General features: G+C 61.9%; 12 protein-coding genes. 8 read left to right on the top strand and 4 right to left on the bottom strand.

Going from position 1 to position 14,703, the window contains the following annotated elements; genetic code table 11:
- Positions 1-16 precede the first annotated feature (16 nt).
- Positions 17-1,051: a hypothetical protein gene (locus tag I5L79_RS06210; protein ID WP_196954166.1), complete on the top strand. Its 1,035-nt coding sequence runs from the start codon at positions 17-19 to the stop codon at positions 1,049-1,051.
- A 184-nt stretch (positions 1,052-1,235) separates the two neighbouring features.
- Positions 1,236-1,883, top strand: coding sequence for a response regulator transcription factor (locus I5L79_RS06205; RefSeq protein ID WP_196954165.1), 648 nt, complete (start codon positions 1,236-1,238; stop codon positions 1,881-1,883).
- 16 nt (positions 1,884-1,899) lie between these two features.
- On the opposite strand, the gene I5L79_RS06200 is transcribed toward I5L79_RS06205, so the two are convergent.
- Positions 1,900-2,904, bottom strand: coding sequence for a chemotaxis protein CheB (locus tag I5L79_RS06200; RefSeq protein WP_196954164.1), 1,005 nt, complete (start codon positions 2,902-2,904; stop codon positions 1,900-1,902).
- Positions 2,905-3,110: 206 nt separating this feature from the next.
- On the opposite strand from I5L79_RS06200, the gene I5L79_RS06195 reads away from it, so the two are divergent.
- The 5 genes from I5L79_RS06195 (at position 3,111) to I5L79_RS06175 (ending at position 10,799) form a co-directional block, all read left to right on the top strand.
- A complete protein-coding gene (locus I5L79_RS06195; protein WP_196954163.1) occupies positions 3,111-6,140 on the top strand; it encodes a CheR family methyltransferase in 3,030 nt (1,009 codons plus the stop codon).
- A gap of 84 nt (positions 6,141-6,224) precedes the next feature.
- Complete coding sequence (locus I5L79_RS06190; protein WP_196954162.1) at positions 6,225-8,936, top strand: PAS domain S-box protein; 2,712 nt, start codon at positions 6,225-6,227, stop codon at positions 8,934-8,936.
- 268 nt (positions 8,937-9,204) lie between these two features.
- Positions 9,205-9,708: a hypothetical protein gene (locus I5L79_RS06185; protein ID WP_196954161.1), complete on the top strand. Its 504-nt coding sequence runs from the start codon at positions 9,205-9,207 to the stop codon at positions 9,706-9,708.
- A 446-nt stretch (positions 9,709-10,154) separates the two neighbouring features.
- Positions 10,155-10,451 (top strand): hypothetical protein, encoded by a 297-nt coding sequence (locus tag I5L79_RS06180; RefSeq protein WP_196954160.1) that lies wholly within the window; start codon positions 10,155-10,157, stop codon positions 10,449-10,451.
- 30 nt (positions 10,452-10,481) lie between these two features.
- Complete coding sequence (locus I5L79_RS06175; RefSeq protein WP_196954159.1) at positions 10,482-10,799, top strand: hypothetical protein; 318 nt, start codon at positions 10,482-10,484, stop codon at positions 10,797-10,799.
- Between the two features lie 83 nt (positions 10,800-10,882).
- Here I5L79_RS06175 and I5L79_RS06170 read toward each other — a convergent pair whose 3' ends face one another.
- Positions 10,883-12,454, bottom strand: a complete 1,572-nt coding sequence (locus I5L79_RS06170) for a DHA2 family efflux MFS transporter permease subunit (protein ID WP_196954158.1) — start codon at positions 12,452-12,454, stop codon at positions 10,883-10,885.
- Positions 12,455-12,530: 76 nt separating this feature from the next.
- Between I5L79_RS06170 and I5L79_RS06165 the strand changes: the two genes are divergently transcribed.
- Positions 12,531-12,905 carry a four helix bundle protein gene (locus I5L79_RS06165; RefSeq protein ID WP_196954157.1) on the top strand — a complete coding sequence of 125 codons (375 nt, stop codon included), beginning with the start codon at positions 12,531-12,533 and terminating at the stop codon, positions 12,903-12,905.
- Between the two features lie 87 nt (positions 12,906-12,992).
- Here I5L79_RS06165 and I5L79_RS06160 read toward each other — a convergent pair whose 3' ends face one another.
- On the bottom strand, positions 12,993-14,108 hold the full coding sequence (locus I5L79_RS06160; RefSeq protein ID WP_196954156.1) for an HlyD family secretion protein: 1,116 nt from the start codon (positions 14,106-14,108) through the stop codon (positions 12,993-12,995).
- Positions 14,109-14,234: 126 nt separating this feature from the next.
- A complete protein-coding gene (locus I5L79_RS06155) occupies positions 14,235-14,675 on the bottom strand; it encodes a universal stress protein (RefSeq protein WP_196954155.1) in 441 nt (146 codons plus the stop codon).
- Positions 14,676-14,703: the final 28 nt, after the last annotated feature.

The following is a 14,703-nucleotide window of genomic DNA, read 5'->3' as shown; positions in this document are numbered from 1 at the left end:
AACCCGTTTCTTCTCAGTGTCTTATTTCCGGACTGCTTCGCGCCTTACCGCGCCCGTGTTTGCTTCCCTGGGCCTGGCCCTCTCCCTGACTATGCTACCCGGCTGCGGCGCCCGCCAGGAAGGCGAAACCGCTACCGCCACCGCCGATACCACCACCCAAAAGCCTGTGATAGTGGATACCGTGGCCCTGAAGCGCCAGGCCATGCGCCGCGACTCGCTTAAGGCCGATTCCATCGTCAGGAAAAGCGGTCAGCTGCCCGGCGCTATTCTGCCCGGCCACCGCATTGTGGCATTCTATGGCAACATCCGCTCGAAGGGCATGGGCATCCTGGGCCGGGAGCCCAAGGAGCAGATGCTGGCCAAGTTCCGCAAGGTGCAGAAGGAGTGGCAGGATGCTGATCCTTCCCTGCCTATTCAGCCGGCCTTGCACAGCGTAACCATCACGGCCCAGGCGGCGGCCGGCAAAGACGGCAAGTATCGGCTGATGAACTCCAAGGCTACCATTGAGGAAACCATTCAGTGGGCCAAGGACAACAACTGCATTGTATTTCTGGACGTGCAGGTAGGCCTGAGCAACCTGGAGCACGAGCTGCACAAGCTGGAGCCTTACCTGAAGGACCCCATCGTGCACATGGGCATCGACCCGGAGTTTGCCATGGAAACCAAAGGCGTGCGCCCCGGCAAGAAAATCGGGACCTACGACGCCAAGGACGTAAACTACGCCATCAACTTCCTGGCCCGCATTGTGAGCGAAAACAAGCTGCCGCCGAAAGTACTGACGGTACACCGCTTCACCCAGGGCATGATTACCAATTACCAGAACATCAAGCTCGACCCGCGCGTGCAGGTGGTAATGCACATGGACGGCTGGGGCAACCCTACGCTGAAGAAGGACTCGTACAAAGCCTACGTGGAAAAGCAGCCCGTGCAGTACACCGGCTTCAAGCTGTTCTACGAGTATGATGCCCGCCCCGCGCCCCACCACATCATGACGCCCAAGGAAGTGTTGGCCGAGCTGAATCCCAAGCCGCTGTACATTCAGTATCAGTAGATTAATACACCTGCTGCTTTCCTGCAGGAAGTTAACGGCCCCGCTGGTTCTCGGACTAGCGGGGCCGTAGCCGTATAGAGGAGCTTAAGCCAGGCACCCGGGAACCATTAAAGAAAAGACTGCATCTTCGCGGCCGAAACTCCGTTATTGTCCTACGGTTTCGCCTTTCTTTCCTGCTTCTGCTATGATCCGCGTTTTGCTTACCGACGACCATGCCATTATACGGGAAGGCATCCGTGCGCTGCTGGTGAAGGAGCCCGGAGTGGAGGTAGTGGGCGAGGCCAACAACGGCCGGGAGCTGCTGGAGCTGCTGGCTACCACGCCCGCCGACGTAGTGCTCATGGACATCAACATGCCCGAAATGGATGGCCTTACGGCTACCCGGCTGGTGCGCGAGCAGTACCCCGAGACGCGGGTGCTGGCGCTTTCTATGCTGGACCACCCCGAGTACGTGCACAACATGATGGCGGCCGGTGCCACGGGCTACGTGCTCAAGAATGCGGGCAAGGATGAAATTACGTTTGCCATCCGCTCGGTGGCGGCGGGGCGGCAGTTCCTGTGCTCGGAGCTGGGGTTTATTATGCTGCACAAGGTGCTGGCCTTTGTGTCGGAGCCCGAGGCCAGCCCCGCGGCCAAGCCCGGCGGGTTTTCGCGCCGGGAAATAGAAGTGCTTAAGCTGCTGGCCGAGGGCCTGACTACGAACGAAATTGCCGACAAGCTTTTCACCAGCCGCCGCACCATCGAAACGCACCGCCAGAACATCATCGAAAAGGCCCAGGTGAAGAATACCGCTTCGCTGATCCGGTACGCCGCGCTGCAGGGGCTGCTCTAGCCGCCGGCCCCTTCTGTCAGGAGGCGGGAGCCGGGCCGCCATCCTGCCCGTTGAGCAGGAACTCGCGCAGGCGGTTGATGTGCACCTTGATTTCCTCAAGCCGCTCTTCCTGCTGCACGCTCCAGAGCCCCTCGCCGCGGCTGGCCATGCTGCTGAGCAGGTTTTTGCGCTCCTCCATCATGCGCAGGGCCACCCACAGGGTTTCCTCCAAGGAGTGCCGGGAGCTTTCCATCAAAGACTCCGCCGTAAAGGCATGGCCTGTATGGCAGCGGTAGCGTAGCACCGAGCCCTCATTGAGTTCCCACAGGTTGCCGCCGCAGTCGGGGCAGGTGAGGGGCGCCAAGTGGCCCAGCTGGTTTACTTCTTCGGTAGTTCCCACAACGCGTTCGGCAATAGAGGCTTCCAGTAGCAAATCAGGAGGAATAGCGCCCGGCCCCGCAGCGGGGCGGGGCTTGCCGGCCAAGTCCTGCAGCACCGCACTCAACTCAGTCAGCGGCAGTACGTAGTCGACCACGCCGGCGCGCAGGGCGCTTTCCGGCATACTAGGGAATTCGGCCTCGGCCGGGTCCTGCACCAGGGTGGTGCCGCCGCAGCGCTTGATGAACTCCAGGCCGGCGGTACCATCGTGGAGCATGCCCGTGAGCACCACGCCCAGCACGTTGGGCCCGTAGGCTACGGCAGCCGAGCGAAACAGGGCATCGGCGGCGGGACGATAGTTGTTTTCGCGGGGGCCTTTGGTTACCAGCAGGTGGCCATCCTTCACCAGCAGGTGCCGGTCGGGCGGGGCCAGGTACAGCGCACCGGCTTCAATATGCGTCTGGTTCACAGCCAGCTGGCAGTGCAGCCCCGTGTGCTGGCTAAGGCGCTTGACGAGCGGTGCCCCGGTGCTATCGGGCGCCAGGTGCTGCACCACCAGCACGGCAGCCGGCAGCGTGGGCGGCAGCTGGGCTACCAGCCGAATGAGCGCGGGCATTCCGCCCGCCGAGGTACCAATGACGATGAGAACAGAAGGTGCAGGCACGCGGGTAGCGGGTAAAGGTCCAGAATAGAGCTGCAGCTCAATAATATTGTACGGGCATATCGGCCCCGGTGGTCGTACCGGCGAAAAAAGAGGCCCACAAGGCAACACTCACGGTATTTGGGTAGATTTGAGTGGTGAACCGGCACAGCTCGACAGCTACGGCACTCGGCGGCGCTTCACCCTCTTTTGCTTTCGTTGCCTGCCCCATGTTGCCAGACTCTTCTCCGGCGCCGGAAAACGCCGGTGCGTCGCTGCCTCCTGCCGCCGCTGCCCCCACGGCCGCTGCCAGGCCTGCCCACCCCTACCCGGCCGAGTCCGATAAATTTCCGGTGGTGCTGCTGGGTGGGTCGGCCGGCTGCATCGAAGCGCTGGAGCTGTTTTTCCGGCACCTCACGCCCCGCTCCGGCATGGCCTACGTGGTGGTGATGCACCTGCTGCCTTCCCGCGAAAGTGAGCTGCCGGAGGTGCTGCAGCGCTTCACGCCCCTGCCCGTACAAACGGCCGCCGATGGCCAGAAGGTGCGGCCCAACCACGTCTACGTTATTCCGCCCGACCGCGACCTGAGCATCCTGCACGGCAGCCTGTATCTGCTGAAGCCCACCCAGGTGCCCAGCCGCCGCATGCCCATCGACTTCTTTCTGCAGAGCCTGGCCAAGGATGCCCGGGAGCGGGCCGTATGCGTGCTGTTCTCGGGCCTGGGCTCCGACGGCAGCGTGGGTTTGAAGCTGGTGATGGAAAACTTTGGGATGGTGATGGTGCAGGACCCGGCTACCGCCGCCTTCGACGCCCTGCCCCGGGCGGCCCTGGCCACCGAGTTTGTGGACTTTGTGCTGGCCCCGGAGCTGATGCCGGCCAAGCTGCTGGAGTACGTGGGACGCCCACTGCTGACCCGGGCCGCACGCGAAAAGGCCGAGGAATCGGACTCCAAGCCGGCGCACGCCCTGCAGAAAATCTTTGTGCTCATCCGCACCCAAACCGGCCACGACTTCAGCCACTACAAGCGCAACACAGTATTCCGGCGCATTGAGCGGCGCATGAACTCCCACCAGATCAAGGAGTTTACGCATTACGTACGCTACCTGCAGGAAAACCCCCACGAAGTAGAGCAGCTGTTCAGGGAGCTGCTGATTGGCGTCACCAAGTTTTTTCGCGACGCGGAGGCCTTCGAGAGCCTGCGCCAGCACATGCGGCCCCTGCTGGCCCAGAAAGAGCCCAGCAGCACCGTGCGGGTGTGGGCCCCGGGCTGCTCTACCGGCGAGGAGGCCTACTCGCTCACCATCCTGCTGCAGGAGTGCATTGAGGAAGTAGCCCCGGGGCGCTACCTCAAGATTCAGCTGTTCGCTACCGATATTTCGGCCGAGGGCGTGGAGTTTGCGCGGGCCGGCCTCTACCCCGAGAACATTACGGCCGACGTAAGCCCGGAGCGCCTGCAGCGCTTTTTCATCAAAACCGACGGCCACTACCAGATTCGCAAGGAAGTGCGCGACTCGGTGGTGTTTGCCCTGCACAACATCAACAAGGACGCGCCCTTCACCAAGCTGGACCTGCTCTGCTGCCGCAACCTGCTGATTTACCTGAGCTCCGACCTGCAGAAAAACCTGCTGCCGGTTTTTCACTACGCCCTCAACCCCGGCGGCCTGCTGTTTCTGGGGCCAAGCGAGAATATCACCGGCTTTCAGGAGCTGTTTCAGCCCCTGGATGTGAAGTGGAAGATTTCGCGCCGCACCGAAACGGCCACCTCCCTGCCCCGGCTGCTCAACTTTCCCTTTGCCCTTTCCCGTCAATCTACCGCTGCTCCTCACCCTTCTGCTAGTATGGCCACTGCTGTTTCGTCCCGCCGCGAAGGTGGCCCCTTTGCTTCCCTGGTGCAAAAAGTCCTGCTAAGCACCTACTCGCCCCCGGCCGTGGTAATCAACGCCAAGGGCGAAATCCTGTACGTGAACGGGCGCACCGGCAAGTACCTGGAGCCCGCCCCCGGCCTGGGCAGTATGAACATCTTCGACATGGCCCGCGAGGAGCTCAGCTACGAAATCAGCGGGGCCGTGCACCGCGCCCTGCAAACGCGCCAGGAAGTGAAAGTGGACGGTGTGCGGGTGAAAACCGAAGCCGGCCAGCAGCTGCTGCGCCTCACGGTGAAGTACCTGGAAGAGCCCGAGGAGCTGACGGGGCTGCTGCTGGTGGTGTTTGAAGACCAGCCTACCCCGCGCCGGGTGCGCCTGGCCAAGGGCAGCGCGTCCGACCTGAGCCGCGACGACGTGGTAAGTGCCATGGAAAAGGAGCTGCAGTACACCAAGCACCGCCTCCAGACCACCATCGAGGAAATGGAAAGCTCCCTGGAAGAGCTCAAAAGCACCAACGAAGAGCTGCAGAGCGCCAACGAGGAGCTGCAAAGCACCAACGAGGAGGCCATGACCAACAAGGAGGAAATGCAGAGCCTGAACGAGGAGCTGATGACCCTGAACATGCAGTACCAGGCCAAAACCGAGGAACTCTCGCAGGCGGCCAACGACATGAAAAACCTGCTGGACTCCACCGAAATTGCCATCATCTTCCTCGATAACGACGCCACCATCAAGCGGTTTACCTCGCCGGTGGCGCGCATCGTCAATTTGCTGCCTACCGACGTGGGGCGCCCGCTCAGCCACTTTGCCTCCAACCTGCGCTACGAGCAACTGGCCCAGGACGTGCAGCAGGTGCTGGACCGGCTCATCACCATCGAAACCAACATTCAGACGGTGGCCGGCGAGTGGTATACCATGCGCATCCTGCCCTACCGCACCCTCGACAACTACATCAGCGGGGCCGTCATCACCTTCACGGACGTGACGGACCTGAAAAACCTGGAAAGTCAGCTCCAGGACAATGCCCGCTTTGCGGCCAGCATGCAGGAAACCGTGCTGGAGCCCGTGGTAGCCCTGGACGGCGGTCTGCGCGTTTACTTCAGCAACCGCTCGTTTGCGCACCTGGTGGGCATTGAGGCCACTGAGCTGGCCGGACAAACGCTGGCGGAGCTGGCCGGGGGCAGCTTCAACCAGCCTCCGCTGCTGGAGCGCCTGCAGCACCTGCTCGATGCCGGCACCGACGCCTACGAGTTCAGCAACCTGAAGCTGGACGTGGCCCTGCCGGGGCAGCCCAGGTGCCGCCTCTCGCTCTACGGGCGCCGGCTGCTGCACCAGGGCCAGACGACGGGCCGGGTGCTGCTGGGCATCGACTCCCTGGAGCCCCTGGCCGGATAAGGGCCGGCCTTGGCCGTTTGGTTGCTTCTTCTCGTATCGGGTGGCAGGACCTCGCGTATGCTTTTCTTCTGAACTCATTTTGCCATGAGCGAACCTGACAGCCCGCCGTTTCCCGGTTTTGATGCGCACCCTGCACTGCAGGAGCTGCGCCTGCGGGCCGAGCGGCGGCGGCTCTCGGCCGCGAGCCTGCCGCCCAACGTGCCCGACGATGTGCAGCGCCTGGTGCAGGAGCTGCAGGTGCACCAGATTGAGCTGGAAATGCAGTACGAGGAGCTGCTGCTGGCCCAAACGGAAGCCGAAACCAGCCGTGCCCGCTACGTCGACCTCTACGAGTTTGCGCCCATCGGCTACTGCACTGTGGCGCCCGATGGCACCCTGCTGCAGCTGAACCTGCGGGCCTGCGAGCTGCTGGGTTCCGTACGCCAGCAACTCCTGGGCCGCCGCCTTACGCTGTTTGTGGCCCCGGCCGGCCGTAATGCCTTTGCGGATTTTCTAACCCAGGTGCAGCAGCAGCCAACCCGCCGCACCATAACGCTGGAAATGCGCCGCGACGACAGGCAGACTATCTACGCCCGCCTGGAAGGCGTAGCCGCCACCGACGGCCATGGCCACCCCAGCATCCGGCTGGCGCTGGCAGATGTCACGGAGCAGTACCAGGCCCGGCAGGCTCTGGAGCTCAGCGAGCGGCGCTTCCGCCTCCTGTTCGACCAAAACCAGGATGGCATGCTGCTCATGCGCGACAACCGCTTTGTGGACTGCAACGCCGCCGCCCTGCGGTTGCTGGGCCTCACCAGCAAAGAGCAACTGCTGGGTCAGTCGGGCGCGGCCTTCTCGCCGCAGCGGCAGCCAAGCGGGCAGCGCTCCGACGTGCTGGCTTGGCACTACTGGGAAGAAACCCTGCGCTGGGGCTTTTGCCGCTTTGAGTGGTGCCGGCTCCGGCCCTCGGGCGAAGAGTTCTGGAAAGATATTCTGCTCACGGCCGTGCCCGAAGCACAGGGCACCATTGTGCACGCGGCCTGGCGCGACATCACGGCCGAGAAACAAGCCACAGCCCGGGTGCGCGAAAGCGAGGAGCGCCTCAACATGGCCCTGGAAGCGTCGGAAACCGGCATCTGGAGCGTCGATGTCCACACGCGCCAGCTTTACTGGGATGTGCGCGCCCAGCAGATTTTTGGCCTTGCGCCCGCCCCACAGCCGGTGCCCCTGCGCGTGCTGCAGAACGCACTGCACCCCGACGACCGGGCCCGCGTGGAGCAGGCCCTGGAGCAGGCCCTGCAGAAGCGCACCCCGCTTGACTTGGAGCACCGCATTGTGCGGCCCGACGGCACTATCCGCCATATCTCGGCCCTGGGCCAGCTGCTCCACGACGAGCAGCGGCATAGTTTCCGGTTTGTGGGGCTGGTGCGCGACATCACGGCCCGGCAGCAGGAGCAGGAAGAGCTAACTTATAAAAACCGGCTGCTGGAGCACATTCTGGCGCATTTGCCCGCCATCCTGATTCGGCTGGCTCCCACGGGCGAGTACCTGGAAATGGTGGGCAGCGGCCTACGGGCCCTGCAGCTGCAGGACAACGAGCTGGTGGGCAGCAGCGTGTTTGATGCGTATCCGCACCTGGCAAACCCCGTGCGGCGGCTGCTGGCCCGCGAGTCGATGCTGTTCACGGGTGTTGCCGAAATGCCCTCGGGCCCGGTTTATTTCCAGAACTACGGCTTCTTTGACGAGCAGCGCCAGCAGGGCATCATTTTTTCCCTGGATAGTACAGCGGCCGAAGAAAGCCGCCGGCAGCTGCAGCGGGAAAAGGAGTTTACCCAGAACCTGCTCAACAACACCGTAGATGCCGTGGTAGCCCTAGATCTGGAGCTGCGCGTGACGGCCTGGAACGCTAGAATAGCCGCCCTGCTAAGCCGCCCCGAGGCCGACGCCCTGGGCCGCACGATGGAAGAAGCCCTGCCCGGCTTTGCCCGCGACCCGCAGATTCTGGCCCTGCTACAGCGCACCCTCGCGGGCGAGGCCACCCAGCACCTCAACTGGCAGGGCCACCAGCAACCGCAGATCTTCCTCGACCTCAACTTTGTGCCGCTGCTTACCCAGGGAGCCATTACCGGGGTGCTCCTCGTAGCCCGCGACGTGACGGAGCGCAACGCCCTGCTGGCCGAAACCAACCGCCTGAAGCTGCGCCAGCAGCAGGAAGTGCTTTCGGCCATTCTTACCACCCAGGAAGAAGAGCGGCGGCGCATTGCCGAGGGCCTGCACAACGGCGTGGGCCAGCTGCTGTACGCCACCAAGCTGCACCTCGACAACCTGCCGCCCTCCGAGCCGGGCCAGGCCAGCCAGAAGCTGCTAAGCGAAGCCATACGGGCCACGCGCACCATTTCCTTCGAGCTCACGCCCAGTATTCTGGAGGACTTCGGCCTGAAAATGGCCCTGCGGGAGCTGGTAAAGCGTATTCCCGCCCACACCCTAGACGTAGATTTGAACCTCTCGGGCCTGGATAAGGCGCTGCCGCCGCTGCTGGATATTGCCATCTACCGCATTATGCAGGAGCTGCTCAGCAACGTGATGAAGCATGCCAAGGCCCACGAGGTATTTGTGCAGGTGGCCCGCGCCGATGACCACCTGCACCTGAGCGTGGAAGACGACGGCGTAGGCTTCGATGCAGGCCAGCTGAAAAAGGCAAAGGGCATCGGGCTGCCCGGCATCCGCACCCGGGTAGAGCTGCTGGGCGGCACGTTCACGCTGCGCACCCACCCCGGCAAGGGCTCCACCGTCACCATTCAGCTGCCGCTGACCCCTTAAGCCCGGCAGTTGGGACTGTCTTAGCTGACTGAGATAGTGCGCTTTTAGATTGAGCGGAGTAGGTCACGAACCTACTGCGGTAGGGTGGCGGCCTTTCCGGCTAAGTATTTTCAGGTAGTTTTCTCCGGTTTTTCCCCGAAAAAATCCGGGTTTATTCCTTATGTATCAAGCAGCCAGCAGCAAGAGGAGAGCGTAAAAAGAGCCCATCAGATCCCGGCCTGCCTTAGCCCGGGGCACTTTCAGTTTCTCCACCTCTTCTTTCTTTCCTATGAAAAAGACTGCTGTTTTCTTAACCGCCGCGCTCTTTAGCGCCCTGCTTTCTACCACCAGCTTCGCCCAGACTACCACGTCTGGTACCACCTCCGGCACCACGTCTGGCACCACAGCCGGCACGACCAGGGGCACCACGGCAGGAACCACTGCTGGTCAAACTACTACCGGCACCACGGCAGGAACCACTGCCGGCCAAACTACTACCGGCACCACCTCGGGCACGATGACATCGGGAACGGCAACTACCTCAGGAGCCAGTACGTCAGGGGCTAGCACGTCAGGTGTTACCACTTCGGGCCGCCGTACAACCAGCGGCACTACGTCGGGTACCACGTCCGGCACGCTTACCAACCGCCAGAAGTCCCCGGGCACGCAAAGTGGAACCACCTCCGGCAGCACCACTTCGGGCCGCCGCACTGGCACTGCCAGCGGTACTACCTCGGGCAGCAGCAGCAGTGGCACTACGTCGGGTAGCACCAGCGGCAGCACAACCCACTAAGCTCCCAAGCTTATTTCTTGCCTTTTGGTCCCTTCTCCCCAGCATACCTTTCGTAAGGCGTGCCAGGGAGAAGGGACCTGTGTTTTACCCGCAATTTTATAGTGGCTACCTGCTGGCTGTTCCGGTAGCTGCTGGCGCCTCCAGGTCAAACACCTTAGCCTCCCTGATACTGGCCAAACCCCGGGGCGGCGGCAGGCTGATCTTTTACAGCTTGTTATTTTCTGCAGGCTTCAACCACGCGCAGTGAGCAGACCACCCATTTTACACTAGAGTTGGCAAGGCCAACCGGGATTTTTCGCTTTAGCAAAATACCGGATTCTACCCACTGCAAACCCGTGATTATCCGGGAGCCAAACAGCAGGCCGCACCGTTTCCTTTGGCAGTGAAGCACCTATGCGTATTTCGCTGCTGTCCTGCCTGTCTACTGTACCAAACGCCATGAAAGTATGTTACCCTTCACCGCTTTGACGGCCCTCTACCTGGTGCCCGCCGGCCATCGACTTGATTTTCCTACGCCACCCGGCTACTACGCCGATGTGTACCGACAACTAGGCGCCCAAACGTGGGAATGCATTGCGCACCACGCCTGCAGCCCATTTCTCGACCGCACTGCCCTGGGCTCTAATCCCAGCTACTACGTGCAGTACCGCGACAAACTCGGCGCATTAGCAGGGCGCACAGCACTCGTACGGACTGCTCCCGAGGCTTTGCCCAGCAACCCATGCTGGCTGCGTTTGTCCTGAGTGTTCCTTCTACACGTTTATGGTGCCTGCATGTCTTCTCTTTACCTCGAAAGTTCATCGGCCCAGGCAGTAGCGGCCTATCTCTCTGCCGTTGACCTAGATACGGTGGATGCGCTGCAGGTTGCCCGCACCCTGCGCAAGAACCCCTCCGTAGTGCAGCCCCAGCTAGTGGTAGACTGCGGCCGGCTGCAGTGCCTGCGCACGCTGGGCGTAGGCCACGTAGTATCCCAACTGTTAGTGCTACGCCAGGCAGGTGCAACTATCTGGCTATGCAACGCGGACTCCACCCTGCGTCGCTGCCTGGACGTACTTAAGCTGCAGCGCGTTTTCCTGACCATTGATGACTGACCTGGCACAGCCAGTCCCAACAACAAACCCCCTTGCCACGGCAGTAGCAAGGGGGTTTGTTGTTGGGTGCGCCGGCTACGTTATTAGTGTGCCGCGTTCAGGTCGATGGCCTCACCGCGCCGGGCCCGCTTGATAAGCAGCACCAGCGGCAGACACACCACGAAAAACAAGCCAATCATGGAAAACACCTGGGAGTAGGTGATGATGGATACCTGCTTCATCAGAATGCCTTCCAAGGCGGCGTAGGCCTGTTTCTGGGCCTGCTCGAAGGAGAAGCCGCGGGCCATGAAGTTGGCCGTGAAAGCCTGGATGCGCTGCACCGTGTTGGTATCGTAGAGCGAAATGTGCGCCAGCGGACTGATGCGGTTCTGGGCAATGCTTCGCTCCAAGTACGTACCCACAATGGCCACTCCAAACGAGCCCCCAAGCTGGCGGATCATGCCGGTGAGGCCGGCCGCCTGCCCCGCGTCCTTTCCCTTCAGCCCGGCCAGACTCATGGTGGTAATGGGCAGAAATATCAGGCCCATGCCTAGGCCACGCACCATCAGGGGCCAGAAGAAGTCGTCTTCGCCGGCCGTGGGTGAAATAATCTGGGCCATCCAGAAGGTGAAGACGAAGAAGATGCCGAAGCCCACCGGAATCATGAATTTCTGGGGGACGCCGGCCTGCAGCATCCGCCCGATAATGGGCATCATCAGGCCCGAAGCCAGGGCGCCGGGCAGCAGAATTTCGCCGGTCTGGGCCGCCGAGAAGCCCAGGATGCGCTGGGTGAAGATAGGGAAGATGAACACCGAGGCAAACATGCCGAAGCCCAGCACAAACGACAGCACCGCGCCCACGGCCAGGTTGCGACTTTTGCCCAGCACCCGCAGGTCCACAATGGGCTGGCGGGCCGTCAGCTCGCGCCACACAAAGCCCACGAGGCCAATAGCGGCCAGCGCAGTAAAGCTGTTGATGTAGGCGCTTTCAAACCAGTCTTCCGACTCGCCCTGCTCCAGCACCAGCTGCAGGGAGCCCACGCCCAGAATCAGCAGGAAGATACCGGCCCAGTCGATTTCGCGCAGGGGCCGCGGAATGGCGTTTTTGATGCGCTCCGGGTCCCGGATAAACAGGATAGTGAAGATGCTGGCCAGGATGCCCACGGGCACGTTCACGTAGAAAATCCAGGGCCAGTCGTAGTTGTCCACAATGTAGCCGCCCAGCGTGGGTCCGATGGTGGGGCCGATGATGACGCCCATACCAAACAAAGCCTGCCCGAGTGGCAGCTGCTTGGGCGGAAAGGTGTCGATGAGAATAGCCTGCGACGTAGCCATAAGCGCCCCGCCGCCGATGCCCTGCACAAAGCGGAAGGCCACCAGCTCCCAGATATTGGTGCTTTGCCCGCAGGCTACGGAGGCCAGCGTGAAGAGAATCACCGACACGAGGTAATAGTTTTTGCGGCCAAACTGCTCGGCCAGAAAGCCCGTCATCGGAATCACGATAACGTTGGCAATGCCGTAGGAGGCAATTACCCAGGTCACCTCCTGCTGGGTGGCCGAGAGGTTGCCCATCATCTGCGTCAGGGCCACGTTCACGATGCTGGTATCAATCAGCTCCAGCAGGCAGCACATGACTACCGTGACGACGATAATCCACTTGGTAAATCCGGTTTCCATGTGTGAGATGGTGAAATGGTGAAATGGTGAGTTTGATGTTCTTACTTGCAGAAGATCAACCTTACTTATTCACTTTATGGAAGAGGAAATCGTACCCAGTATTCCCTTCAACGAAACGTATCGGAGGCGTACCAAAGAAGCTGCACTACGGGTGATTCGACTATTTCAGCAGCTGCCGCGCACTGGCGAATCTTCTACTCTGGGTAAGCAATTATTGCGGTCAGCCACATCAGTCGCCGCCAATTTTCGGGCAGCCTGCCGGGGCCGCTCCGGCGCCGAGTGGTATGCCAAGCTGTGCATCTGCGTGGAAGAAGCCGACGAAACCCTTTTCTGGCTGGAACTGCTCGGCGACGCAGGCATCACTCCCGTGGCTCGCTTGGCGGACCTCCAACAGGAGTACCGCGAGATTCTGGCTGTGCTGGCCACGGCCCGTAAAAAGGCAAGGAAGTAAGCTGAGGAAATGGTGAGTTGCTATTCTGATTGCGCCGCTTGCGCCATCTACACCGCCAGAATATCAACTCACCATTTCACCATCTCACTATTTCACCTTTACCGTCGCCGTCACGCTCATGCCGGCGCGCAGGGGGTGGTCGGGGTCTACTTTATCCAGCGCAATCTTAACGGGCACGCGCTGGGTTACTTTCACGAAGTTGCCGCTGGCGTTATCGGGGGGCAGCAAGGCAAACCGGGCCCCCGTAGCGGCCGACAGGCTCTCGATGTGGCCGCTGAATTCCTCATTCGGGTAGGCATCCACTTCCACTTCCACGGGCTGGCCCACTTTCATGTTTTCGAGCTGGGTTTCCTTGAAGTTAGCCACCACCCAGGTGCGGTTGCTGGCTACGAGCCCAATCAGCTGCTGGCCGGGAGCCACTACCTGGCCGGGCTGCACGTTCTTTTTGCTCACTACGCCATTCACGGGTGCTTTGAGCGTGGTATAGCTCAGCTGCAGCTCGGCGTTGTCGAGGTCGGCCTGGCGCTGCTTTACCACGGCCTGGGCCACGGCTACCTGTTGCTCGGCGGCTACTACCTGCTGACGGGCCACGCCTACCTGGTCGGCGGCGGTGGCGCGCTGGGCGCTGGTGGCGCGCAGGTTGGCCTGCACGGCATCGTACTCACTCTGCGGGATGATGTCCTCCTTGCGCAGGAAGGCACTGCGTTTCAGGTCTTTTTCGAGGCGGGAGCGGTTGGCGTCACTCACCCCAATAGACGACTGGGCCGAGCGCACGTTGGCCTGGGCGGTGCCCACGGCGGCGCGGGCAGCTACCACGTTGGCCTGGGCGGCGGCCAAAGCCGCCTGGGCCGCATTCACGCGCTGCTGGTAGTCGGCCGGGTCCAGGGTTACGAGTACGTCGCCCTTTTTTACGGCCTGGTTGTCTTCTACTTTCACTTCCAGCACCGGGCCGGCTACGCGGGGCAGCACGGGGTATACGTCGCCTTCAACCTGAGCGTCGTCGGTTTCTTCGTGCGTCTGGCCAAACTGGTAACGCTGCCAGCCGAAGTAGCCGCCCACCAGCAGCACCAGCGCCAGCACAATGAAAAGGAAAGGCCGTTTGGAGCGGGCCGCAGGCTCGTCGTAAGCGGTATCAGCGGCGGGCTGGGCCGGGCCGCCAGGCTGCGAAATTTGGCGTTCTACCACCGGTTCTTGCGTTGCCATCTGTGAAGTTGTGAGTTGTGAAATGGTGAAATGGTGAGTGTTGCACGGCGAGATAGTGAATTAGCCAGACAGGCATCCGGGCATCCGGAACGTCACTTACTAATTCACTATCTCGCCATTCCGCCGCTAGGCCGACTGCCGCAATGCCGCAGTGCCCTGGGGCTTGACGAGCAGCGTGGCGCAGGGCGCGTGGCGTACCACATGCTCGGCGGTGTTGCCCATCAGAAAGCGGGTGAGGCCCGTCTGGCCGTGGGAGCCGATGATGATAAGGTCGGTACCGCTGGTCTGCGCCGCCCGCACAATTTCGCGGTCGGCGTCGCCCTGGCGCAGCTGGGTAGTTACGCGGCCGGCGCCGGCTTGTTGGGCCAGCAGCTGGTAGCGGGCCAGCTCCGTGGCGGCATCAGGCACCTGGCCCGGCGCATGGCCACTGAGGGCCAGCTGCGCTTCCTGCACGTGCAGCAAACACAGCTCGGCTCCAGTAGCGCTGGCCAGCGTGGCCGCATACGCCACCACCGCCGCCGCCGCTACCGAGAAATCCAGCGGACAAAGAATCTTGGACAGGTGCATGGGAAAAGGTGAAATTGTAAAGTGGTGA

This window comes from Hymenobacter guriensis (assembly GCF_015773195.1).
Lineage (GTDB): Bacteria > Bacteroidota > Bacteroidia > Cytophagales > Hymenobacteraceae > Hymenobacter > Hymenobacter guriensis.
This window is presented reverse-complemented; position numbering and strand designations above follow the sequence as displayed.